The following is a 22,328-nucleotide window of genomic DNA, read 5'->3' on the forward strand; positions in this document are numbered from 1 at the left end:
CGCTTGAAAATCCTCATCGTCAAGCTGTCCTCGCTGGGCGACGTGGTGCACACCATGCCGGCGGTGCAGGACATCCGGCGCGCCCTGCCGCAGGCACAGATCGACTGGGTGGTGGAGAAGGGCTTCGCGCCGCTGGTGCAGCGTTGTGCGGGTGTGCGTCGTGTGATTCCCTGCGAGCTGCGGCGCTGGCGCAAGGCGCCTTTCGCGGCGCAGACACGTGCGGAATGGGCAGTTTTCAAGAGGGAACTGCAGTGCGAGACCTATGACGCCGTGATCGATCTGCAGGGCCTGAGCAAGTCGGCCCTGGTGGCCTGGCTGGCGCGGCTGGCACCTGGCGGTCGGCGTTATGCCCTGGCCAACCGGACCGATGGTTCAGGCTACGAGGCGCCGACGCGCTGGGCGGCGCACCGGGCGATCCATATCGAGCCCCATGTGCACGCGGTCCGGCGCTCGCGCGAGCTGTGCGCCCGGGCCCTGGGTTATGCCGTGCCATCCGATGAGATCTTTGGCCTGCAACCGCATCTGGGGCAGGATGAAATTGCTCCTGAAAAGATAGCGATTGGCATGCTGTCGGCGCGTCCCTGTGTGGCCCTGGTGCACGGCAGTTCGCGCGCTGACAAGCAGTGGCCGGCCTCGCATTGGCTGGCGCTCGCACACAAGCTCGATGCTGCCGGTTTTGATGTGGCCCTGCTGCACGGGACCGACGATGAACAAGGGCGCAGCGAGGCCCTGGCCCGTGAGATGCCCCATGCGGTGGTCTGGCCCCGCCTGGCGCTCGATGCGTTGACCGATGCCCTGGCCAGTTGCGCCGGTGTCATCGGCGTGGACAGCGGTCTGAGCCACATCGCCGTGGCGCTCGATCTGCCGCACGTGCAGATCTACAACTTCGACACCGCCTGGCGCACCGGGCCTGTTCAGCGTGTGCGTCAGCGCAGCGTGTACGCGCAGCCCGTGCCCTCGGTTGACGTCGTATGGCAGGCCTGGTCGCAGGTGCAGCCGGGCGACGGAGTAGCCTGATGGTGCGCCAGCTCTATTCCCTGCTGGCCTGGCTGGTCCAGCCTCTGGTGCGCCGCAAGCTGGTGCGCCGCGGTCGTCAGGAGCCTGGTTATCTGGTGGCCGTGGAAGAGCGTTTCGGCACGTATGCGATGCCAGCGCCGCCGCACGATGGCCGTACGCTGTGGGTGCATGCCGTGTCGCTGGGTGAGACGCGTGCCGCTGCGGTACTGCTGGCGGCCTTGCGTTCCCAGTGGCCCGATTACCGCCTGCTGCTCACGCATGGCACGGCCACCGGCCGGGCCGAAGGCGCCAGCCTGTTGCGCGAGGGGGATTTGCAGGTCTGGCAACCCTGGGACACGCCCCAGGCGGTGCAGGCCTTCCTGGACCATTTTCATCCGCGCATCGGCATCCTGCTCGAGACCGAAGTCTGGCCCAACCTGGCCGCAGGCTGTGCACGCGCTGGTGTACCCCTGGTGCTGGCCAATGCCCGCCTGAGCGAAAAATCGTTGCACCAGGCACAGAGACTGGCCTGGCTCTCCGTGCCTACCTACCGCAGCCTGGCAGGGGTGTGGGCACAGACACAAGACGATGCCACGCGGCTGAGCGCCATCGGTGCGCCGGTGCGCGGTGTGTTCGGCAACCTCAAGTTCGATGCCACGCCCGATGCCGAGCAGGTGGCACGTGGCCAGGCCTGGCGCACGGCTCTGGGTCGTCCGGTCGTCATGTTTGCCAGTTCGCGCGAAGGCGAGGAGGCCGAGCTGCTGGCTTGCCTGCGTCAGGCCGGGGACGTGGTGCGTGGTATCCAGTGGCTGATCGTGCCGCGCCATCCGCAACGTTTTGACGAGGTGGCGGAGCTGATCACCCGCCAGGGCTACAGCCTGGCACGACGCAGCCAATGGGGCAGTGCGCCCACGCTGGTCGAGATGTCGGCTGATGTGTGGTTGGGGGACAGCCTGGGCGAGATGGCCCTGTACTACGGGCTGAGCGACGCGGCCCTGCTGGGCGGCAGCTTCGCACGCCTGGGTGGGCAGAACCTGATCGAAGCCGCGGCCTGCGCCTGTCCTGTATTCATGGGGCCGCACACTTTCAATTTCGACGAGGCGGCGAGCCTGGCGCAGGATGCCGGGGCGGCCCAGCGCTGCACGGACTTGGCTACTGCCGTTGCCGCGGCACAGCGTCTGGTGCAGCAGCCACTGCGCCAGCAGGCCATGGCCCGTGAGGCCAGCCGTTTTGCCAAGGCGCACCGCGGCGCGGCGCAACGCACGCGCGAGGCGCTGGCGGCTTATCTGGACTGAGCCGGGGCCGTCACCGGTGTCGTGATGGCGGCCGGTGCGGCCGAAGGCGCCAGCAGGCTGTTCACGCCTTGCAAGTCATCACTCTTGAGCGTGCCATTGGCCTGGCGCAGCTTGAGGCCGCCCACCAGGACGTCGTAGCGCGCCTTGGCCAGATCGCGCTTGGTTTGGTAGAGCTGGCTCTGTGAGTTCAGCACGTCGATGTTGATGCGCACGCCCACCTGGTAACCCAGCTTGTTGGCGTCCAAGGCGCTTTGGCTGGAAGCTTCGGCCGCTTCCAACGCTTTGACCTGCCCTAGGCCCGAGACCACGCCGAAGTAGGCGGTGCGCGTGGCCTGCCCCACGGTGCGCTGGGCAGCGTCGAGGTCGGCACGGGCCTTGTCTTCCAGGGCCAGCGTTTCACGCAGACGGTTCTGCGTGGCGAAACCGGCGAACAGGGGCATGACGAACTGCACGCCCACGGTGGTCGAGGTGGTGCGGGAATCCACCGACGACACGGTCGTCCCGTTGATGTTGCGGTTCACGCCCACGCTGCCCGTGAGGTCCAGCGTGGGCTTGTGGCCTGCCGTGGCCTTCTCGGTTTCGAGCGTGGCCACCTCCAGGGCGGTGCGCGCCTGGCGGATCGCCGGGTGCTGCTCCTGGCCCTGTTGCACCCAGGTGTTGATGTCTTCGGGCAGCAAGGCCGGCAGGGTGGTGGCCGGGGCCAGCGGGTGCGGCGCCGTGCTGTCCTTGCCGACCAGCAGGTTCAGGGCCAGCTTCTTGACGCGCAGGTCGTTGTCGGCGGCAATTTCCTGGGCAATGACCAGGTCGTAGCGGGCCTGCGCCTCACGTGTGTCGGTGATGGTGGCGGTGCCGACCTCGAAATTGCGGCGGGCCGAGGCCAGTTGCTCGGCCACCGCGGTCTTCTGGGCCTGCACGAAAGTCAGGCTGTCTTGAGAGGCCAGCACGTCGAAATAGGCCTGGCTGACCCGCACGATCAGATCCTGCTCGGCGGCCAGCAGCTGGGCTTCGGCCAGGTCGGTCTGGCGTGTGCCCTGCTGGTAGGTGGCCAGATTGCCGGGGCGGTACAGCGGCTGGGTGGCGTTCACGCTGGCACTCTGGGTGTCGAAGCCGCGGTCGCTGGTGGTACCACCGGCTTCTGTGCGCAGCTGGGTGTTGGAGGCGCTGGCGTTGAGGGTGACCGTGGGCAGCAGTGCGGCCTTGGCCTGGTCGGCCTTGTACAGATTGGCTTCGTACTGCGACTTGGCGGACTGGTAGGCCGCATCATGGCCGCGTGCCGCGTCATAGAGCTCCAGCAGGCTCTGGGCGCGCACGGGCAGGGCCAGCGCGGCGCCGATGGCCAGGCTCAGGGGCAGAAGACGGAAGGTTTTCATGGGGCGGTTACTCCGGGGATATGGGCGGAAAATGCGGGTCGTCTCGTCAAGTCTCAGTAGCGCGGCACGGTCGGGTCGACCTGCAGGGACCAGGCGTTGATGCCGCCGCTGATATTGGCCAGGTGCTGGAAGCCCTGGTGTTCCAGGAACTGGGCCACACGCATGCTGCGTGCGCCGTGGTGGCACAGACAGGCCACCGGGCGCGCGGGATCGAGTTCGCCCAGGCGTGGCGGGATCACGCCCATGGGGATGTGCACCAGGTCGTAGCCGGCCGCGGGTGGTAGGCTGGCTTGCTGCAGTTCCGACGCTTCGCGCACATCCAGAACGAGGGGGCGGCCGTGGGCCTTGACCTTCTCGATCCAGTCCTTGAGATCGCCGGGATGGACGTGCTCGATCATGGGGATGTTGTCCTCGGGGCGCTCAGAAGCTGAAGCGGGAATGCTCGGGGAAGTTCAGCAGGCGCGGCGCGACGGTGTCCCAGCCCTGGCTGGTCAGGTATTCCACCTCGCTGGTGCGCGTGATCAAGGTGGCCCGCATCACAGGCACCTCGCCCACGATGGCCATCAGCCGGCCGCCGGTCTTGAGCTGTTCCAGCAGCTTGTGCGGCACTTCGGCCACCGAGCCGCTGAGCACGATCACGTCGAAGGGGCCGTCCACCGGCACGCCCTTGGCGCCATCGGCCTGGCGCACTTCCACATTGGAGACACCGGCCTTCTGCAGGTTGGCCCGGGCCAGCGTGACGAGTTCGGGAACGATCTCCAGCGAGATCACGCGCTGGGCGCGCTGGGCCAGCAGGGCGGCCATGTAGCCGGAACCGGTGCCGATCTCCAGCACCTTTTCGTGTTTCTGCACGGCCAGGTCCTGCAGCATGCGGGCTTCGACCTTGGGTGCCAGCATGCACTGGCCTGCCTCGCCACCGGCGCGCAGCGGCAGCTCCATGTCGGCGAAGGCCAGGGACTTGTGGGCGGCGGGCACGAAGTCTTCGCGGCGCACCACGGAGAGCAGATCCAGCACGGCGGCGTCGAGCACGTTCCAGGGGCGGATCTGCTGCTCGATCATGTTGAAGCGGGCTTGTTCGACGTTCATTTCATATACTCCACGGGGTATTGTAAGGATTCCTGGAAAATTTTACTTGGCGCTCACTTTTCACCGCGCCAGCGCCGTACCAGCCATTGGCTGAGGTCGTCCATATAGCAGTAGACCACAGGCACTACGACCAGCGTCAGCAGGGAAGAGGTGATAACCCCGCCGATCACGGCCTGGCCCATGGGCGCGCGCTGCTCCGATCCTTCGGTCAGTGCAAAAGCCAGCGGCACCATGCCGAAGATCATCGCCAGCGTGGTCATCAGGATGGGGCGCAGCCGGACCTTGGCGGCCATCAGCAAGGCGGCGCTGCGCTCCATGCCTTCTTCCCGCGCACGGATGGCGAAGTCCACCAGCAGGATGGCGTTCTTGGTCACCAGGCCCATGAGCATGACCACGCCGATGATGGAGAACATCGACAGGGTGGAGCGGAACATCAGCAGAGCCAGCACCACGCCGATCAGCGTCAGCGGCAGCGAGGTCATCAGCGCCAGCGGCTGGAAGAAGCTCTTGAACTGGCTGGCCAGGATCATGTAGATGAAGATGATGGCCATGGCCAGCGCCGAGACGGCGTAACCGAAGGATTCCTGCATGTTCTTGGTCGAGCCGCCGAACTGGTAGCGGTAGCCCGGCGGGAAGGTGATGCCGTCCAGCGCCTTGCGGATGTCGGCCGAGATCTCACCGGCCGAGCGGTTGTAGACGTTGGCGTTGATGGCCACCTCGCGCATCAGGTCGCGCCGGTTGATCTGGTTGGAGCCGGTGTCCGCGGCCAGCGCGGCCACCTGGTTCAGGCGCACCACGCGCGAGCTGCCGTCGCTGTTGCTGCCCATGGCGAAGGGCAGGCGTTCCAGGTCGGACAGGGCGTTGCGTGCGTCCGGCGCCAGGCGCACGTTCACGTCATAGGTCTGGTCGTCACTGGCGCGCCAGTTGCCCACGGTCTGGCCTGCCACCAAAGTGCGCAGTGCGCTGGCAATCTGGTTCACGTTCAGACCCAGGTCGGAGGCGGCCTCACGCCGTACCTGCACGGCGATGGTGGGCTTGCCCGGCTTGACGCTGGAATCCAGATCCACCAGACCTGGGATGTCACGGATCTTTTCCGTCACCTGCAGGCTCAGGCGCTCCAGCTCCTGCAGGTCGCTGCCCTGCAGGGAAAACTCGATCTGCTTCTGACCACCCACGGCGTCGAGCAGGCCAGCGTGCGTGACCGTGATGCCCGGTACCCGCTTGAGGCGCTCGCGCAGCAGGGCCGAGATCTGGTCCACATTGCGCGTGCGTTCCTTGCGGTCGATCAGGCGCACATAGACGCTGGCGTAGTTCTTGCCGAGTGCATTGCCTGTGTTGATCGTGGCCAGCGAGTAGCGCACCTCGGGGAACTCGCGCAGGATCTCTTGCACCTGGCGGGCTTTGGTCTCGGTGACCTCGATGGACGAGCCCACCGGTGTGTAGAAGCTGACCGTGGTTTCGGAGAAGTCGGCCTTGGGCACGAATTCGGTCCCCAGCAGCGGCACCATGAAGATGCTCAGCACGAAGATGGCAAAGGCCAGGCCCAGCGTGGCGAGCTTGTGCACCAGCGCCCAGCGCAGGATGCTCTGGTAGCTCCCGGCCAGGTTCTCGGTGGCGCGGTCAAACCAGCCGGTAACACGGCCTATGGTCTTGTCGTAGAAGGTCACGGGCTCGCGGTGCTTGCCGTGATCGTCGATGCTCGGGTCGTGCCAGAGCGAGGACAGCATGGGGTCGAGCGTGAAGCTCACGAACATCGAGATCAGCACCGCTGCCACGATGGTGATGCCGAATTCGTGGAAGAACTTGCCGATGATGCCGCCCATGAAGCCGATGGGCATGAACACCGCGACGATGGAGAAAGTGGTGGCCAGCACGGCCAGGCCGATCTCCTGCGTACCGTCCAGCGAGGCCTCGTAGGGCGCCTTGCCCATCTGCACGTGGCGCACGATGTTCTCGCGCACCACGATGGCGTCGTCGATCAGCAGGCCCACGCAGAGCGACAGCGCCATCAGCGTGATCATGTTGATGGTGAAGCCGAACCAGTACATGAAGAGGAAGGTGCCGATCAGCGCAATCGGCAGCGTCAGGCCCGTGATGACAGTAGAGCGCCAGGAGTTCAGGAACAGGAAGACGATCAGCACCGTCAACAGGGCGCCTTCGATCAGGGTGCGGCGCACGTTGTCCACCGCCACGCGAATCGGGCGCGAGCCATCCTGGATGGGCTCCAGGCGCACGCCCGGCGGCAGCTGGCTTTTCATCTCGGCCACGGTACGGGTCAGACCATCAATCACGGCGATGGTGTTCTCGTCCTGCGCCTTCTGCACCGACATCAGCAGGGTACGCTGGCCGTTGTGCAGGGCCAACGTGTCGATTTCCTGGGGGCCGTCCTGGATGGTGGCCAACTGTGCCAGGCGGATCGGCGTGCTGCCCTTGCGGGCGACGATGATGCGGCCGAAGTCCTCGGGGCGCTGCATGCGGGCGTCGATCTGTACCGCCAGTTCCTGCGTGCTGGAGCGCACGGCGCCCACGGGCAGTTCCTGGTTTTCACTCTTCACGGCGGCCACCACCTGGTCAGGCGTGATGCCGTAGGCTTCGAGCGCCTCGGGGCGCATGTAGATGTTGATCTCGCGCTTGGTCGCGCCCACCAGGGTCACGGCACCGACGCCGCGCACGTTCTCCAGCCGCTTCTTGAGCACCTGGTCGGCCCAGCTCGTGAGCTCCACGGCGCTGGGGGCCTTGGGGGCCTGGGCGTCGGGCAGCACGGCCAGGGACCAGATGGCGCGGCTGGCCGGGTCGAAACGCAGCACCCGCGGCTCCTTGACCTCGGTGCGCAGGTTCGGTCGGATCGAGGCCACCTTCTCGCGCACGTCCTCGGCGGCCTTGCGGCCATCGATGTGCAGCTGGAATTCGATGATCACCACCGACTGGTTCTCATAGCTGCGCGAGGTCAGGGCATTGATGCCGGCGATGGAGTTGACGCCTTCCTCGATCTTCTTGGTGACTTCGCTCTCGACGATCTCGGGCGCGGCACCGGGGTATTCGGTGCTGACCACCACCACAGGGAAGTCTACGTTCGGGAACTGGTCGACCTGCAGGCGCTGGTAGGAAAACAGGCCCAGCACCACAAAGGCCAGCATGACCATGGTGGCGAAGACCGGGTTCTTGAGACTGACGCGGGTGAACCACATGGCTCAGCGACCCTGTGCAGCTGGGGTGGCGGTGCGCACGGCCGTGCCTTCGCGCAGCGGGCCGACCGTGCCGGCCAGCACCAGGCTGCCCGCGGGCAGGCCATTCACGACCACCACGTCCTGCCCGCCGGCCTGGCCGCGTGCCCCTAGAGTGACGCTGGCGTGGCGCACCTGCTGGTTCTCGACCACCTGCACATAGGGCTGGGGCTTGTCGGTGCGCACGAGCTGAAGCGGCAGGGCCAGGGCCTTGAGCTTCTCGGTGCCCAGGGAACCTTGGACGAACAGGCCCTGGCGCAGGCCAGGCACGGATTTGAGTTGCAGGTAGACCAGCACGCTGCGGCTGCCGGCCTGGGTGCTGGGGTTGATGCGGGCCACGCGGGCCGGCACCGGCTGGGCGTAACCCTCGACCTGCAGCAGGGCCTGCTGGCCCACGCGCACGCCCACCGTGTCGGCCGCGCTGAGCGCGGCTTCGATTTCCATGCGCGAAAGGTCCACGATCTCGACGATGCGGGTGTCCACCGGCACGCGCTCACCCGGCTGGGCCAGGCGCTGCGAGATCAGGCCGTCCATGGGGGCGCGCAGCACGGTGTCGGCGGCGCTCTTCTGCGCCACGTCGGTGGCGGCCACGGCCGCCTCGTAGCTGGCGCGGGCCGCATTCAGGTTGGCCAGCGAGGTGTCCAGCGCGGTCTTGGAGATGAAACCCTGGTCGACCAGGGCCTTGTTGTTGTCGTACTGACGCTGCGCGATGTCGATCTGTGCCTTGGCCGCATCGGCCTGCAGCCGGGCCTGGCGCAGGCGGGCGTCGTATTCAGCGGGGTCGATGCGCGCGATCACCTGGCCAGCTTTGACGGCATCGCCTTCACGCACGTTCAGGCCTTGCAACTCGCCGGGCACGCGTGCCTTCACAAAGGCCGAGTTGGCCGCCTTGAGCGTGCCCGATACCGGCAGGCCGCGCAGCATGTCCTGCATCTGCAAGGGCATCAGGTCCTCTGCAGCGAGTTCGATCACGGTTTGCGTGCTACGTGCCGTCTGTTCAGCCAGGGCCGCCTGCTGGGTCTTGCGCGCACCCAGGGCACGCAAGACGCCCAGGGCCAGCAGCGCGACGACCAGGCCCACCAGGCCCCATTTGATCCAGCGTTTCATCTTCTTCTACTTTCCTACGGCAAGAGTGACAGGGCCTTCCGTGCACAGACCATAAAGCAGGGTCCGCACATGCAGATCGAGGTACGTTTCGGGGTCCAGCGGCACGGACGGGTTCGCGCAGGCGCCGAAGGAATGTTTCCAGGACATCAGGAACAGCATGGGTGTGAGCACCATGTAGATGCCATGCTCGATGTCCTGAAGTTTGAACTCGCCGCGGGCCACACCGCGCTGCAGGATACGGCGTATCAGTTCGTGGCCGGGCTCGATGACTTCCTGCTGGTAGAAGGCCGCCAGCTCGGGGAAGTTGCTGGCTTCGCTCATCATGAGCTTGGTGATGCCCGCTGCGGGTGTGTTGCCCACGCGCTGCCACCACATCATCATGGCGTAGTGCAGCATTTCAGCCGTGCTGCCGGTATAGGCCTCGAGTTCGGCATTCCACTCGGCAAAGCGCCCGGCTATGTTCTCGCGCACCACGGCCTTGAACAGTTCTTCCTTGCTGGCGAAATAGAGGAAGAGGGTGCCCTTGGAGACACCGGCGCGGCGCGCCACTTCTTCGGAGCGCGTCGCGGCGTAACCCTTCTCGACGAAGAGCTCCAACGCGGCGGCCAGCAATTCGCCCGGACGGGCCTCCTTGCGGCGTTCGCGTTTGGCCTGCACTTTGGCGCAGGTATCGGAGAAGATTTTGGCGATCATGATATTAATGACTGGCGGGTTATTAATGTAATCCTCCCGCCTGCCCCCGTCAAGCCGCCATGCTGCCAGCCGCCTGTGGCGTGCGGCTTTGCATGAGGTAAAGCCGGGGTAAAGCCTGGGTTGTTTGGCTCTGATTAAGATGGACCCCCCTTTTCCCAGGAAGCAGCATGTCCCAAGACCACCCCATCCTTGTCCTCGGCGGCGGCTGTTTCTGGTGCACCGAGGCGGTGTTCGACCGGGTGCGCGGCGTGCTTGATGTCCAGAGTGGCTACAGCAATGGGCAGGTACCGCAGCCCAGCTACGAGCAGGTCTGCAGCGGGCAAACCGGGCACAACGAGGTGGTGCGGCTGGTCTATGATCCCAAACAGGTCAGTGTGCGCCAACTGTTGGGTGTCTTCTTTGCCACACATGACCCCACCACGCTGAACCGCCAGGGCAATGACGTGGGCACACAGTACCGCAGCGCTGTCTATTACACCGAACCCGGACAGGAACAGGCGGCACGCGAGTTGATTGCCGAGCTCGAGCAGGATGGCACCTTTGGCGCGTCCATCGTGACCGAGGTGCTGCCCCTGGCCAACTACTGGCCGGCCGAGGCCTACCACCAGGACTACTACGAACAGCATCCGAACCAGGGCTACTGCGCCTTTGTCGTCGGCCCCAAGGTGGCCAAGTTCCGCAAGCAGTTCCATGAACTGCTCAAGCCGGAGGCTGGCGCGTGACCCGGATCCGGTGGCGGGCCAGCCAGCTTCCCGGTGAGGGGCGAGGTCGGGCCATCTTGGTGAAATAATCGAGCCTGATGACCCGCACCGCCCGTTCCACGCCGAGATCGCTGTACCGCCTGCCGGGCACGGCGCTGCTCGTGCTGGCCCTGCTGTGGGCGCAGCTGCTGGGGTTGGCGCACGGCGTGCGGCACACCGGGACCGCGAGCGGCCAGGCGCAGGTGGTGGCCGTACAGACCGCTGCAGCGCCCGACCTGCTGGCTCACCTGCTGGCACCGTCCGGCGACGAACGCGAATGCCGTTTGTACGACCAGCTCGGTCATGGCGCACCCCTGCAGCTGCAGTTGCAGAGCTTGCCGGCGGTCCTGCCGCCGGTGTTGCAGGTCTGGGCCCTGCTGCCTGCCCTGTGGCCACAACCCTGCGCGGCCTTTGCCGCGCGCGCGCCACCCCTCTCTCGCTGAATCACCTGACGGTTCACCGCGCCGGCCGCAGGCCTGCGCGGTGTTTTCACCTTCGATTCAACGAGATGGTCATGACACAAGATATTGCATCCCGATTTTTCCGTCGCTCCACGCTGGCAGCGCTGCCTTTGCTGGCCTGCACCGCCTGGGGCCAGGAAAACGCCACCCTGCCACCCGTGGTGGTGACTGGCAACCCGCTGGGCGCCACCGAGCTGATGACGCCGACCGAGCAGCTCTCGGGCACCGAACTGCTGTTGCGCAGCCAGCCCACCCTGGGCGAGACCCTTAACGGCCTGCCCGGAGTGAGCAGCACCTACTTCGGCCCCAACGCCAGCCGGCCCGTGATCCGCGGCCTGGACGGCGACCGCATCCGCATCCTCAACAACGGCGGGGCCAGCGAGGACCTGTCCAGCCTGAGCTACGACCACGCGGTGACGCTGGACCCAATGCTGATCGAGCGGGTCGAGGTGCTGCGTGGCCCTGGGGCGCTGCAGTACGGCGGCAGCGCTGTGGGCGGTGTGGTCAATGTGATCGACGGGCGCATCCACCGCGAACCCCTGTTCGACGAAAAAGGGGGGGTGGCGGGCAAGATCGACGCAGGGTTCGCCACCGGCAACCACGAGCGGGGCGGTACCGTGCTGCTGGACGGGGGTAACGATCGCTACATCCTGCATGTCGACGCCATGTCCCGCAAGACCGAAGACGTGGCCGTGCCCGCCGACTTGTCTTGCACGCGCGGTGGCGTCACGAGCACGGCGCGGCGCATCTGCAACTCGGCCAGCGAGAGTTCGGGTGGCGCCGTGGGGGGCACGCTGTTCTTTGACCGTGGTTACCTGGGGGCCGCGCTCTCCACCTACGCCACCCAATACGGTTCGGTGGCGGAAGACGCGGTGGACATCCGCATGCGCTCCAATCGCCTCGCCCTGGAAGGCGAATTGCGCGAGATAGGCGGGTGGGTGCAGAGTGTCAAGGCCCAGTACAGCCGCAGCGACTACCAGCACACTGAGTACGACGCCGGCGTGCCCGGAACCCAGTTCAAGACCCTGGGTAACGACCTGCGCCTGCAGGCCCGTCACGCCCGCCTGGGAGCGCTGGACGGCGTGCTCGGCCTGCAGCTGGAGGACAGCGAGTTCTCGGCCGATGGCACGGAAGCCTACGCGCCCTACAGCCGCACACGCAGCAACGCCGCCTTCACGCACGAGGAACTGGCCACGGCCTGGGGCAAGCTCAGCGCCGGCGCGCGGCTCGAGACGGTGGAGGTGGCCTCCTTCGGCATCCCGGGCGTGGCGCGTTTCACCCCCACGACGCGTAACTTCAACCCGGCCAGCTATGCGCTGGGCGCGCTGTGGAACGCGGCTCCCGAATGGCAGCTCACGTCCAACCTGTCGTGGAACGAGCGTGCGCCCAAACACTACGAGCTCTATGCCAATGGCGAACACGTGGCGACCAACGCGCAGGAGATCGGCAACCCGGACCTGGGCAAGGAGCGTTCGACCAACCTCGACGTGGGGGCTGCCTGGAAACGCGGTGCCCACCGCGCGCAGTTGCAGCTGTTCCAGCATGAGTTCAGCAACTACATCTCGCTCGAAGGAACCGACCTCGCGGCCACGCCACCGCAGTACACCTACACCCAGGTGCAGGCGCGTTTCACCGGCGCCGAGGCCAGTGGCAATGTGCGCCTGTTGGACACGGAGCACAAGCTGGACCTGGGCCTGCGTGCCGATACCGTGCGCGCCGACAACACCAGCACCGGCCAGCCCCTGCCGCGCATTGCACCGCAGCGCGTGGGCGCTACGCTGATGTGGAGCCGTGCGGCCTGGGGTGCGCGCCTGGGCGTGGACCGGTACGCCGCGCAGGACCGAGTGCCAGAGGGTCAGCTGGCTACCGAGGGTTACACGCTGTGGAACGCGGCCCTGAACTGGCGCAGCAAGATCGGCAGTTCGCCGGCGCTCTGGTATGCGCGTCTGGACAATATCGGTGACACCCTGGCTTATTCGTCTTCGTCGATCCTGACACAAACGGCGCCGGGGAGGGTGCCCTTGCCAGGGCGGAGTTTGAAGGTGGGGTTGCAGTTGAGCTTCTGACACGCGCCAAATCACGACGGGTGGCGAGGTTAGGATAGGCGGGTGAACCATCCTGTTTTTTCCGCCCTGGTCCCCGTCGTGCTGCTGGTGGCCCTGGGGTATGTCGCCGGCCGCCTGCGCTGGATGCGCGCTGACTCGGTCAAGGACCTGTCCAACCTCGTGTTCCTGGTGCTGACGCCGGCCCTGATGTTCCGCACCATGGGCAAGGTGGACGTGAAGCAACTGGAGTTGTTGCCGCTGGCCACCTACTTTGTGGCGGTGTTCATACTCTTCGGCGTGAACCTGCTGTGGCAGGGTCTCAACCGCCGTGCCGCCGTGCTGGCCCTGGCCTCCACCTTCAGCAACACGGTGATGATAGGCATCGCCTTCATCGGCCTGGCCTATGGCGAGGCGGGCCTGGTGGTCTTGCTGGCCCTCTTGTCCCTGCACGCCGTGGTGCTCTTGACCGCCGGTACCGTGATCCTGGAACTGGCCGTGGCACGTGAAGCCGCCGCGGCCGAACCCCGGGCCATGTGGCGCACGGTGCTCAGCGCGGTACGCAACGCCGTGATCCATCCGGTTCCCCTGCCCATCATCGCCGGCCTGCTGTTTGCCCAGACCGGCTGGGCCATCCCCGAGGTGGTGGACCGGCCCCTGCAGTGGCTGGGCAATGCCTTCGGCCCCCTGGCCCTTTTGCTGGTGGGTGTCACCCTGGCCGGCACCACCGTGGGGCCGCACCTGCGCGGCGCACTCAGTCTCACATTGGTGAAGAACCTGTTGATGCCGGCCCTGGTGGCGGGCCTGGGTCTGCTCATGGGGTTGGCGGGCCTGCCGCTGGTGGTCATGATCGTGACGGCGGCGCTGCCCATGGGGGCCAACGTCTTCCTGTTCTCGCAGCGTTACGCGGTGGCGGAAGAGCTGGTGACGGCCAGTATCATCGTGTCCAACGCGGTGGCGCTGCTGACCTTGCCGCTGGTGATGTGGCTGGTCGGCCTGCTCTGAGCCGAGGGCTCAGGGGGCCAGGCGCTCGCGGGTCCATCCACCTTTGCCGTCGGGGGTGTAGCGCAGGCGGTCGTGCAGGCGGCTGGGCCGGCCCTGCCAGAACTCCCAGCGTTCCGGACTCAGGCGGTAGCCACCCCAATGCGGCGGGCGCGGCGGCTGTAGGAGGAATTTCGCACCGTACTTCGCGGCGTTGGCCACCAGCACACCTCGGCCGCCGATGACCTGGCTTTGCGGACTGGCCCAGGCGCCGATGCGCGAATCGAGCGGGCGGCTGTGGAAGTATTCGTCGCTTTCCTCGGCGCTGACCTGCTCCACCCGGCCTTCGATGCGCACCACGCGCTCGAGCTCGACCCAGTGAAATTGCAGTGCAGCAAACGGGTTGCCGCCGAGTTCACGTCCCTTGCGGCTCTCGTAGTTGGTGTACCAGACGACGCCGCGCGCGTCATAGCCCTTGATCAGCACGATGCGGGTGGATGGCCGCAGGTCGCTGCCCACGGTGGCCAACGTCATGGCGTTGGGTTCGGGTACCTCGGAGCTGATGGCTTCCCGCAGCCACTGGTCGAACTGCTGCAGCGGATCGGCTTGCGAAGCCTCCTCGCTGAGTTCGGCGCGTTCGTAGCTTTTGCGGAGGTCGGCAATCGAGGTCATGTCCCGAGTATAGGCAGGGACGCCGCTGCGGCCCGACGCTGTCGCAAATTGCAACTATCGAGCGTGGGCCTAGGGCTAACCCGCATGTTGGCGCGGGAACGAGTGACTACGCTGGAAAGCGCATACCCAACACGGCCGGCTTTTTCAGTCCGGCTTATATACAGAGGAGCACTTGATATGAGCACCATGATGAACGTCAACGGCAAGGCGGTTACCGCCCAGTCCGAGCCCGATACGCCCCTGCTGTGGGTGATACGCGATGAGCTGGGCCTGAGCGGCACCAAGTTCGGTTGCGGCGCAGCCCTGTGTGGTGCCTGTACCGTGCACGTCAACGGCCAGCCGGTGCGCTCCTGCCAGACGCCGGTGGCCTCGGTGGCCGGCAAGAAGGTGGCCACGGTCGAGAGCCTCTCGAAGAACAACAGCCATCCGCTGCAGAAGGCCTGGATCAAGCACGATGTGCCGCAGTGCGGCTATTGCCAGTCCGGTCAGCTCATGAGTGCGGCGGCCCTGCTGTCCAAGAACAAGAACCCTAGCGACGCGGACATCGACGCCGCCATGAGCGGCAACATCTGCCGCTGCGGTACCTACCCCCGCATCAAGGCCGCCATCAAGGATGCGGCTGCCACCATGCGCAAGACTGCCTGAGGAGAACACCATGACCACGAACCACACTTCCCGTCGTGATTTCCTGAAGACCTCCTCGCTGGCCGCTGGCGGCCTGCTGATGGGTTTTGCGCTGCCCGGCACCCGGGGCGAGGCCCAGGCTGCTGGCACCGTCTACACGCCCAATGCCTGGGTGCACATCGCCGACGACAACACCATCACGCTGATCTCGGCGCGTTCCGAGATGGGCCAGGGGGTCTACACCTCCATGCCCATGCTGATCGCCGAGGAGCTCAACGTCGACATCAACCAGATCAAGGTCAGCATCGCGCCGCCGGCCGCCGTCTACGTCAACGCCCTGCTGGGCGCGCAGATCACTGGCGGCTCGACCTCCGTGCGTGACGGCTGGGAGAAGCTGCGCGTGGGCGGCGCCCAGGTGCGCGAGATGCTGATCTCTGCCGCCGCCGACGAATGGAAAGTCGACCGCAGCAAGCTCAAGGCCGAGAACGGCATGGTGCTGGGCCCCAAGGGCAAGAAGGCCAGTTACGGCTCACTGGCCGCCGCGGCCGCCAAGCTGCCGGTGCCCGAGAAGGTGGCGCTCAAGGACCCGAAGGACTTCAAGATCGTGGGCAAGCGCCTCAAACGCCTGGACACGCCTTCCAAGGTCAACGGCACCGCCGAGTTCGGTATCGACGTGAAACTGCCGGGCATGGTCTACGCGAGCCTGGAGCAGTGCCCGGTGATCGGCGGCACGGTCAAGAGCTTTGACGCCGCGAAAGCCAAGGGCATGCCGGGCGTGATCGACGTGGTGCAGATCAATGACGGCGTGGCCGTGGTGGCCGATAGCTACTGGCACGCGGTCAAGGCGCGCCAGGCACTGAGCGTGCAGTGGGACGAGGGGGCCGGGGCCGCGCTGGACCACAACAAGGTCCTGGCCAGCACACGCGCCGCGGCCGACAGCGGCAAGGTGCTGCCCATAGGCAAACCCATGGGCAATGTGGCCGAAGCCATGAAGGGCGCGGCCAAGGTGTTCAAAGCCGAGTACATCACGCCCATGCAGGCCCATGCGCCGCTGGAGCCCATGAACTTCACGGCCAGCTTCGAGAACGGCAAGATCCTGCTGATCGGCCCGACCCAGTTCCAGCAGGGCGCGCATGGCGCCGTGGCCGGTGCGCTCGGGTTGAAACCCGAGGACGTCACGCTCAAGACCACCTTCCTGGGCGGAGGCTTCGGGCGTCGCCTGGAGCTGGATTTCGTGGTCCAGGCCGCGCAGATCTCCAAGGCCGTGGGCAAGCCCGTCAAGCTGTTGTGGACGCGCGAAGACGACATGACGCACGACTTCTACCGTCCCCTGGGCCTGAACCAGGTGCAGGCCGGCGTGGACGCCAAGGGCATGCCGGTGGCTTTCCACCACAAGGTCACTTCGCAGTCCATCACGCAGCGCGCTTTCGGCCTGCCCAAGGACACGCTGGACCCCTTCATGGCCGAAGCGGCGGTGGCGCCCTACGCCATCGCCAACACGCAGCACGACCTGGTCATCCACGACAGCGGCATGCGTGTGGGTTACTGGCGCGCGGTGAGCCACAACATGAACGCCTTCGCCAACGAGAGCTTCATGGACGAACTGGCGCTCGCCGCGGGCAAGGACCCCTACCAGTACCGCATGGCGCTGCTGAAGGACAAGCCGCGTTTTGCCCGCGTGCTCAAGCTCGCGGCCGACAAGGCCGGCTGGGGCAAGCCCCTGCCCAAGGGCCGCGCACGCGGCATTGCGCTGATGGAGGGTTACGACACCTATATGGCGCAGGTGGCCGAGGTGTCGGTGAAGGACGGCGAGGTCAAGGTGCATCGTGTCACCGTGGCGGCCGACCTGGGGCGCATGGTCAACCCGGACACAGTGGAAGCCCAGATCCAGTCCAGCATCGTGTTCGGCATGTCGGCCGGCCTGATGCAGGAAATCACCCTGGCGCAGGGCCGGGTGCAACAGACCAACTACAACAACTTCCCGGTGGTGCGCATGCACGAGTCGCCGAAGATTGATATCGTGTTGGTCCCGAGCAAGGAAAAGCCCGGCGGTATCGGCGAACCGGCTACCGCCTTGGTGGTGCCGGCCATCGCCAATGCCGTGGCAGCCGCCACCGGCAAGCGCGTGCGCAAGCTGCCGCTGACGGCTGAGGCGATCCGCTCGGCTTGAGGACCCTGTAGAGAAGGAGTGGGAGGATGGAAAGTCTTGACTTGCGCGTGCTGGCTGATGCGCTGGCCTGGAAACGCGCGGGCCATGCCGTGTCGCTGGTCACGGTGGTGCAGACCTGGGGCAGCGCGCCGCGCCCGCCCGGGGCGCTGCTGGCCGTGCGCGAGGACGGTGTGGTCAGCGGCTCGGTCTCGGGCGGTTGTGTCGAGGACGACCTGATCGCGCGGGCCAAGGCGGCCCTGGCCGAGGGCCGGCAGGACCCGGCCGCGGCCCGACCTTCCCTCATCGTCTACGGCGTGAACAAGGACGAGGCGGCGCGTTTCGGCCTGCCCTGCGGCGGCACCCTGCGCCTGGTGCAGGAGCCCTTGCAGGACACGGCCTGGGTCGTACAGCTGCTGGCGCAAACCGCTGAGCATCGGCTCGTTGCGCGCACGCTGGACCTGGCCTCGGGCCGGGTGACCCTGGCCGATGCCGTGCGCGGCCAGGCCATGGTCTTCGATGAGCGGACTCTGAGCACGGTGTTCGGCCCCAAGTGGCGCCTGCTGCTGATCGGGGCTGGTCAACTCTCGCAGGCCGTGGCCAGCATGGCCAGCCTGCTTGATTTCGAGGTGCTGGTTTGTGATCCGCGCGAGGAATACGCGGCCACCTTGGACATGGCCGGCGTGCAGCGCGTGCCGGGCATGCCCGACGACGTGGTGCGCGAGATGCTGCCCGACGCCCACACCGCCATCGTGGCGCTCACGCACGATCCCAAACTCGACGACATGGCCCTGCTGGAGGCGCTCAAATCGGCGGCTTTTTACGTGGGCGCGCTCGGCTCTCGCCGCAACCAGGCCACGCGCAAACAGCGCCTGGCCGAGCACTTCGACCTCAGCGCCGAGGAACTGGCCCGCCTGCACGGGCCCGTGGGCCTGGACATAGCAGCGCGCACGCCGGCCGAGATTGCCGTATCCATCCTGGCCGAAATCGTGCAGGTCAAGAATGCGGCCACGCTGCGTTTGGTCAGCACACCGGGGTGCATCACGGCATGAGGCCTGTGGTGCTGGTGCTGGCTTCGGGCCGGGGTGAGCGCTTTCTCGCCGCCGGTGGTGGCACACACAAGCTGCAGGCCCCACTGGGTGACAAGACCGTACTACAGCACACGCTGGACGCCGTGCGCGCCAGCGGTCTACCCTTTCATGTGGAAGAGGCGCCCCATGCTGGTATGAGCGACTCGATAGCCGCCGCCGTGCGTGCCACGGCCGACGCCCAGGGCTGGCTCATCCTGCCAGCCGACCTTCCGCTGGTCCTGCCGGAGACGCTGCGCCGTGTGGCGGCCGCACCGGTGGAGCAGGCTGTGGTGCGGCCGGTCTACCAGGGTCGGCACGGACATCCGGTGCGTTTCCATGCCGAGTGCGGTGCAGCGCTGATGGCGCTGGGCGGTGAGCAGGGTGCCGTCGCGGTCGTGCGCCGGCACCGGTTGTGGACTGTCGAGGTGGACGATCCAGGCTGCGTGATGGACATCGACACCCCCGAGGATCTGCAGCGGGCACAGCAGCTCCTGCAGTCACGCAACACGCACTGAATACCGGCTCACTGGCGCGCGATCACGGCGCAGGCCAGGCGCGGACCGGCGTTGCCCGTGGGCTGGGTCGTGTAGTCGTCCGGGTCGCGGTGCACGATGAGCCCGCGACCCACGATGTCGCTGGGTCCGCTGCCCACGGCGATGCTACCGGACTCGAAGCTGAAGCGTGCCACGCCCATGGCGTCGGCCTTGAGGCTGGGCAGGTCGCCCACATGGTGCTCGCTCCCCCCGTGCGCGCCATGCTTGCGGCCGCCGGGGTTGAAATGGCCGCCGGTGCTCATGCCGTCACCGCTGGAGCAGTCGCCTTTGTCGTGGACATGAAAGCCGTGCTCGGCGCCGGGCTTGAGCCCGCGCACCTCGCCGCTGACCATCACCTTGTCGCCTTGCTGGACAAAGCGGACCTCGCCGCTGGTGGTGCTGTTCAGTGTGGGTTGGAGCCGGGCACTGGCCGCGGGGCCGGCGGGTGTGGCACAGCCCGTCAGGGCGAGGGAAGCGGTCAGGGCCAGCGATAAGCAGGGGCGCATCATGGTATGTCTCCGTTGTATTTGAACAGGCCGCACCACTTTAGACCTGCTTGCCGGGTGATGCTGCCCGTCCGTCGCACGACCCTGGTGCCGTCGCAGGCTCTGGGCTCGGCTGCGCGCGCTCAACTGCGCGGGGAGCCAGGAACGTGATGGGCGAGCAGCCGCTCCAGCTCGCGGTCGTGGATGCCGTGGGCCTTGAGGCTCACATAGGTCTGGTGCGCGTAATCATGGGTGCTGCCATAGCGACCACGGGCCTGGGCGAAGATCTGGCGGTACTGCTCCGCGCTCAACGCACCGGTGTAGTTGGGGCTGCGGCGCGACAGGGTGAAGGCCAGGGCCGTGACGGGGCCGTGTGGCGTTTCGCAGCGCAGCCAGCGTGGGTCGTAGACGCCGGTGGGCATCTCGCGCTCCCAGAGGGTTTCCAGGATGGCGGGCGCGCGCTGGCGCTGCACACGAAACGCCATGCCGTGGCAACTGCCTCCCGTGAGCAGGGCGAAGACCAGGCCCGGGACGTCGGGGGTGCCGCGATTGACGCGGCTCCACATCTTGAGCGCCCGGTGCCAGCCTCGTACATGGGCCGCGCGGCGCTCTTCGAAATCGAAATCCGGGCGCCAGATCAGCGACGCGTAACCGAAAATCCAGAGATCGCCATGGCCGCCCCATTCACGCAGCGTGGCGGCCAGCAGGGGCGCGGGGTCACGCAGGGGGCGGGGCAGGACGGAGGGTGGCGGGTGCATGCTTTCAGGTGCGCGCGGCTTGCAGCCAGGCTGGCAGCGGCAGCGGGCGCGCATAGAGGTAGCCCTGTAGCGTATCGCAACCATGGGCGGCCAGGAAGTCGGCCTGGGCGCGTGTCTCCACGCCTTCGGCGACGACCTTGAGTCCGAGATGGCGCGCCATGGACAGGATCATCTGCACGATGGCGGTGACGCCAGGGTCGGTCGGTGTGTCCTGGATGAAGCTGCGGTCGATCTTGAGCTCGTGCAGGGGCAGGCGCTTGAGGTAGGAGAGGCTGGAGTAGCCGGTGCCGAAGTCGTCCACCGAGAAGCGGATGCCGTGCGTGGCGAGTTCGTTCATGCGCGCCACGGTACCGTCCAGGTTTTCGAGCAGCAGGCCCTCGGTCACCTCGAACACCAGCTTGTCCCCTTCGGCGCCGGTGCGCGCCAGCACAGCCAACACCCGCTCAACGAAGTCGGGTTGGTGGAACTGGCGCGGGCTTACATTGATCGACAGCGGCAGGGCGTGGCCGGCGACCTGCAGGCGCAGCTGCATGCGGCAGGCCTGCTCCAGCACCCAATCGCCCAGGCGCAGGATCAGGCTGGTTTCCTCGGCGATGGGGATGAAACGCGCGGGCGAGACCGGGCCATGCTCGGGATGCGTCCAACGCATCAGGAGCTCGATGCCGACAACCGTGCCGCCCGGATCGACCTGGGACTGCAGGTGCAGGGCCAGCTGGCCCTGGCCCAGGGCCTCGGACAGATCCTGCTCCAGCGCCAGATGCGCTTCTACTTCCTGCTGCATGCTCGCTTCGAAGAAGGCGATGCGGTTGCGGCCGGCCGCCTTGGCGCGGTACATGGCGGTGTCGGCGTTGCGCAGCAGCTCGGCGGCATCCTGTTCCGTCCCGCCCAGCACGACGACGCCGATGCTGGCGTGGGCACTGTAGGGCTGGCCGTCGATGGTGAAAGGCTGCTCGAAGGCTTCGCGCACCTTGTGTGCCACGGCCATGGCGGAGCGCGCGTCGGTGTCATGCTCCTGGGCCGCCTGCAGGGACAGGATGACGAACTCGTCGCCGCCCAGGCGCGCCACCGTGTCTTCCTCCCGCATCAGGCCGGCCAGCCGCTGTGCCACCGCGACCAGCAGAGCGTCGCCAGCGGCATGACCACGCGCATCGTTGATGTTCTTGAAACGGTCCAGGTCCAGGTAGAGCAGGGTGCCGCCGATCGGGTTGCGGCGCGCGGCGGCCAGGGCCTGGCCCAGGCGGTCCATCAGCATGCGGCGATTGGGCAGGCCGGTGAGCTCGTCAACATAGGCGAGGCGATTGAGCGCGGTGGCGGTGCTCTGCAGCTCCGCGTTGACACGCTGCAGATCCTCCTGGCCTTGCGCCAGCGAGCGGGAGATGACCCGCTGGCGATCGAGCGAGCGTTCAAGCTGGCTGAGCAGCACGGCGCAGGAGATGGTGATGATGGTGTTGATGAAGATGAAATTGACGGTGATGACCACCCACTCGACGAAGGGCCTGGACTCGAAGCCCGCCACGTGCAGGTCGGTGTTGCCCAGATAGCCGACGGTCATCAGGGTGAGGGCATTGACGAACAGCGCAAAGAGCGCGGGGCGCAGACCCAGCAGCAGCGCGGCCATGACCGGGAAAGACATGAGGTAGATCTGGCTGACCGGGCCGACGATGAAGAGGAACCAGACCCCGAGCAGGTAGATCAGGGCCAGCAGGTTCCAGGTACGTGCGGGATAGGACAGGCGCGGGTAGCGCCACAACACCAGCACCCAGGCCATGGCAGCCATGTCGATCCAGGCAATGCTCCAGAGGCCTTGTTGCAATGCCAGCCAGATGCCGGGCACGGCCGTCAGGGTGCCCAGCACGGCAATGAAGGCCAGGATGGTCGAGAGGATGCGGGCGCGCCAGTCGTGCAGGCCTTCAGGCTCCGCAGGCGCGGAGGACAGCAGGCCTCGCAGCTTCGCAAATGCTCTCAAAGGGCAGAACCTCGTGCCAGGAATGGACCTCGTCCATGCGGGCCGGCCGGTCCGCATGACTGCATCCTAACTCGAGCCG

General features: G+C 66.7%; 20 protein-coding genes. 10 read left to right on the plus strand and 10 right to left on the minus strand.

What is annotated here, in order from left to right; genetic code table 11:
* The first annotated feature begins 3 nt into the window (after positions 1 to 3).
* Together waaC and AC07NT_RS02135 are read left to right on the plus strand one after the other, a co-directional pair.
* Positions 4 to 1,017 (plus strand): lipopolysaccharide heptosyltransferase I, encoded by a 1,014-nt coding sequence (gene waaC / locus AC07NT_RS02130; protein WP_498598080.1) that lies wholly within the window; start codon positions 4 to 6, stop codon positions 1,015 to 1,017.
* Positions 1,017 to 2,291, plus strand: a complete 1,275-nt coding sequence (locus AC07NT_RS02135) for a 3-deoxy-D-manno-octulosonic acid transferase (protein ID WP_498598079.1) — start codon at positions 1,017 to 1,019, stop codon at positions 2,289 to 2,291. The genes waaC and AC07NT_RS02135 overlap by 1 nt, the downstream gene beginning before the upstream one ends.
* Here AC07NT_RS02135 and AC07NT_RS02140 read toward each other — a convergent pair.
* From AC07NT_RS02140 to AC07NT_RS02165, 6 genes are read right to left on the minus strand one after another with little or no spacing between them, the layout of a single operon-like run.
* Positions 2,279 to 3,661, minus strand: a complete 1,383-nt coding sequence (locus AC07NT_RS02140; RefSeq protein WP_498598078.1) for a TolC family outer membrane protein — start codon at positions 3,659 to 3,661, stop codon at positions 2,279 to 2,281. The two genes, AC07NT_RS02135 and AC07NT_RS02140, sit on opposite strands and share 13 nt — an antisense overlap.
* Before the next feature lie 53 nt (positions 3,662 to 3,714).
* On the minus strand, positions 3,715 to 4,059 hold the full coding sequence (locus AC07NT_RS02145) for a rhodanese-like domain-containing protein (protein ID WP_498598077.1): 345 nt from the start codon (positions 4,057 to 4,059) through the stop codon (positions 3,715 to 3,717).
* 22 nt (positions 4,060 to 4,081) lie between these two features.
* Complete coding sequence (locus AC07NT_RS02150; protein ID WP_498598076.1) at positions 4,082 to 4,747, minus strand: protein-L-isoaspartate O-methyltransferase family protein; 666 nt, start codon at positions 4,745 to 4,747, stop codon at positions 4,082 to 4,084.
* Positions 4,748 to 4,800: 53 nt separating this feature from the next.
* The gene (locus tag AC07NT_RS02155; RefSeq protein WP_498598075.1) at positions 4,801 to 7,935 is read right to left on the minus strand and encodes an efflux RND transporter permease subunit; all 3,135 of its coding nucleotides are present in this window, start codon (positions 7,933 to 7,935) and stop codon (positions 4,801 to 4,803) included.
* A 3-nt stretch (positions 7,936 to 7,938) separates the two neighbouring features.
* Complete coding sequence (locus AC07NT_RS02160) at positions 7,939 to 9,078, minus strand: efflux RND transporter periplasmic adaptor subunit (protein WP_498598074.1); 1,140 nt, start codon at positions 9,076 to 9,078, stop codon at positions 7,939 to 7,941.
* Positions 9,079 to 9,084: 6 nt separating this feature from the next.
* On the minus strand, positions 9,085 to 9,771 hold the full coding sequence (locus tag AC07NT_RS02165) for a TetR/AcrR family transcriptional regulator (RefSeq protein ID WP_498598073.1): 687 nt from the start codon (positions 9,769 to 9,771) through the stop codon (positions 9,085 to 9,087).
* A 167-nt stretch (positions 9,772 to 9,938) separates the two neighbouring features.
* Here AC07NT_RS02165 and msrA point away from each other — a divergent pair, with 167 nt between their 5' ends.
* The 4 genes from msrA (at position 9,939) to AC07NT_RS02185 (ending at position 14,019) form a co-directional block, all read left to right on the plus strand.
* Entirely contained in the window at positions 9,939 to 10,493 is a 555-nt protein-coding gene (gene msrA / locus AC07NT_RS02170; RefSeq protein ID WP_498598072.1) for a peptide-methionine (S)-S-oxide reductase MsrA, read from the plus strand.
* A 77-nt stretch (positions 10,494 to 10,570) separates the two neighbouring features.
* Positions 10,571 to 10,954 (plus strand): hypothetical protein, encoded by a 384-nt coding sequence (locus AC07NT_RS02175; protein ID WP_498598071.1) that lies wholly within the window; start codon positions 10,571 to 10,573, stop codon positions 10,952 to 10,954.
* Positions 10,955 to 11,025: 71 nt separating this feature from the next.
* The gene (locus AC07NT_RS02180) at positions 11,026 to 13,038 is read left to right on the plus strand and encodes a TonB-dependent receptor (protein WP_498598070.1); all 2,013 of its coding nucleotides are present in this window, start codon (positions 11,026 to 11,028) and stop codon (positions 13,036 to 13,038) included.
* Positions 13,039 to 13,080: 42 nt separating this feature from the next.
* Positions 13,081 to 14,019, plus strand: coding sequence for an AEC family transporter (locus AC07NT_RS02185; protein WP_498598069.1), 939 nt, complete (start codon positions 13,081 to 13,083; stop codon positions 14,017 to 14,019).
* 9 nt (positions 14,020 to 14,028) lie between these two features.
* On the opposite strand, the gene pdxH is transcribed toward AC07NT_RS02185, so the two are convergent.
* The gene (gene pdxH / locus AC07NT_RS02190) at positions 14,029 to 14,667 is read right to left on the minus strand and encodes a pyridoxamine 5'-phosphate oxidase (RefSeq protein WP_498598068.1); all 639 of its coding nucleotides are present in this window, start codon (positions 14,665 to 14,667) and stop codon (positions 14,029 to 14,031) included.
* 177 nt (positions 14,668 to 14,844) lie between these two features.
* Here pdxH and AC07NT_RS02195 point away from each other — a divergent pair, with 177 nt between their 5' ends.
* From AC07NT_RS02195 to AC07NT_RS02210, 4 genes are read left to right on the plus strand one after another with little or no spacing between them, the layout of a single operon-like run.
* Entirely contained in the window at positions 14,845 to 15,312 is a 468-nt protein-coding gene (locus AC07NT_RS02195; RefSeq protein WP_498598067.1) for a (2Fe-2S)-binding protein, read from the plus strand.
* Between the two features lie 10 nt (positions 15,313 to 15,322).
* Entirely contained in the window at positions 15,323 to 17,461 is a 2,139-nt protein-coding gene (locus AC07NT_RS02200; RefSeq protein ID WP_498598066.1) for a xanthine dehydrogenase family protein molybdopterin-binding subunit, read from the plus strand.
* A 26-nt stretch (positions 17,462 to 17,487) separates the two neighbouring features.
* Positions 17,488 to 18,489: an XdhC family protein gene (locus tag AC07NT_RS02205; RefSeq protein ID WP_498598065.1), complete on the plus strand. Its 1,002-nt coding sequence runs from the start codon at positions 17,488 to 17,490 to the stop codon at positions 18,487 to 18,489.
* The gene (locus tag AC07NT_RS02210) at positions 18,486 to 19,022 is read left to right on the plus strand and encodes a nucleotidyltransferase family protein (RefSeq protein WP_498598064.1); all 537 of its coding nucleotides are present in this window, start codon (positions 18,486 to 18,488) and stop codon (positions 19,020 to 19,022) included. Before AC07NT_RS02205 ends, AC07NT_RS02210 begins: the two co-directional genes overlap by 4 nt.
* A gap of 8 nt (positions 19,023 to 19,030) precedes the next feature.
* Here AC07NT_RS02210 and AC07NT_RS02215 read toward each other — a convergent pair whose 3' ends face one another.
* The 3 genes from AC07NT_RS02215 to AC07NT_RS02225 form a co-directional block, all read right to left on the minus strand.
* Complete coding sequence (locus tag AC07NT_RS02215; protein ID WP_498598063.1) at positions 19,031 to 19,549, minus strand: superoxide dismutase family protein; 519 nt, start codon at positions 19,547 to 19,549, stop codon at positions 19,031 to 19,033.
* Positions 19,550 to 19,668: 119 nt separating this feature from the next.
* Entirely contained in the window at positions 19,669 to 20,283 is a 615-nt protein-coding gene (locus AC07NT_RS02220; RefSeq protein ID WP_498598062.1) for a gamma-glutamylcyclotransferase, read from the minus strand.
* 4 nt (positions 20,284 to 20,287) lie between these two features.
* Positions 20,288 to 22,249 carry a putative bifunctional diguanylate cyclase/phosphodiesterase gene (locus AC07NT_RS02225; RefSeq protein WP_498598061.1) on the minus strand — a complete coding sequence of 654 codons (1,962 nt, stop codon included), beginning with the start codon at positions 22,247 to 22,249 and terminating at the stop codon, positions 20,288 to 20,290.
* Positions 22,250 to 22,328 lie beyond the last annotated feature (79 nt).

Source organism: Hylemonella sp. GW821-FHT10B10, from assembly GCF_059415585.1.

What these genes read in the sequence shown, in the direction of transcription:
- AC07NT_RS02135 (WP_498598079.1), top strand. Translation starts at nt 1,017, where the DNA reads ATGGTGCGCCAGCTCTATTCCCTGCTGGCCTGGCTGGTCCAGCCTCTG.
- AC07NT_RS02140 (WP_498598078.1), bottom strand. Translation starts at nt 3,661, where the DNA reads ATGAAAACCTTCCGTCTTCTGCCCCTGAGCCTGGCCATCGGCGCCGCG.
- AC07NT_RS02145 (WP_498598077.1), bottom strand. Translation starts at nt 4,059, where the DNA reads ATGATCGAGCACGTCCATCCCGGCGATCTCAAGGACTGGATCGAGAAG.
- AC07NT_RS02150 (WP_498598076.1), bottom strand. Translation starts at nt 4,747, where the DNA reads ATGAACGTCGAACAAGCCCGCTTCAACATGATCGAGCAGCAGATCCGC.
- AC07NT_RS02155 (WP_498598075.1), bottom strand. Translation starts at nt 7,935, where the DNA reads ATGTGGTTCACCCGCGTCAGTCTCAAGAACCCGGTCTTCGCCACCATG.
- AC07NT_RS02160 (WP_498598074.1), bottom strand. Translation starts at nt 9,078, where the DNA reads ATGAAACGCTGGATCAAATGGGGCCTGGTGGGCCTGGTCGTCGCGCTG.
- AC07NT_RS02165 (WP_498598073.1), bottom strand. Translation starts at nt 9,771, where the DNA reads ATGATCGCCAAAATCTTCTCCGATACCTGCGCCAAAGTGCAGGCCAAA.
- msrA (WP_498598072.1), top strand. Translation starts at nt 9,939, where the DNA reads ATGTCCCAAGACCACCCCATCCTTGTCCTCGGCGGCGGCTGTTTCTGG.
- AC07NT_RS02175 (WP_498598071.1), top strand. Translation starts at nt 10,571, where the DNA reads ATGACCCGCACCGCCCGTTCCACGCCGAGATCGCTGTACCGCCTGCCG.
- AC07NT_RS02180 (WP_498598070.1), top strand. Translation starts at nt 11,026, where the DNA reads ATGACACAAGATATTGCATCCCGATTTTTCCGTCGCTCCACGCTGGCA.
- pdxH (WP_498598068.1), bottom strand. Translation starts at nt 14,667, where the DNA reads ATGACCTCGATTGCCGACCTCCGCAAAAGCTACGAACGCGCCGAACTC.
- AC07NT_RS02195 (WP_498598067.1), top strand. Translation starts at nt 14,845, where the DNA reads ATGAGCACCATGATGAACGTCAACGGCAAGGCGGTTACCGCCCAGTCC.
- AC07NT_RS02200 (WP_498598066.1), top strand. Translation starts at nt 15,323, where the DNA reads ATGACCACGAACCACACTTCCCGTCGTGATTTCCTGAAGACCTCCTCG.
- AC07NT_RS02205 (WP_498598065.1), top strand. Translation starts at nt 17,488, where the DNA reads ATGGAAAGTCTTGACTTGCGCGTGCTGGCTGATGCGCTGGCCTGGAAA.
- AC07NT_RS02210 (WP_498598064.1), top strand. Translation starts at nt 18,486, where the DNA reads ATGAGGCCTGTGGTGCTGGTGCTGGCTTCGGGCCGGGGTGAGCGCTTT.
- AC07NT_RS02215 (WP_498598063.1), bottom strand. Translation starts at nt 19,549, where the DNA reads ATGATGCGCCCCTGCTTATCGCTGGCCCTGACCGCTTCCCTCGCCCTG.
- AC07NT_RS02220 (WP_498598062.1), bottom strand. Translation starts at nt 20,283, where the DNA reads ATGCACCCGCCACCCTCCGTCCTGCCCCGCCCCCTGCGTGACCCCGCG.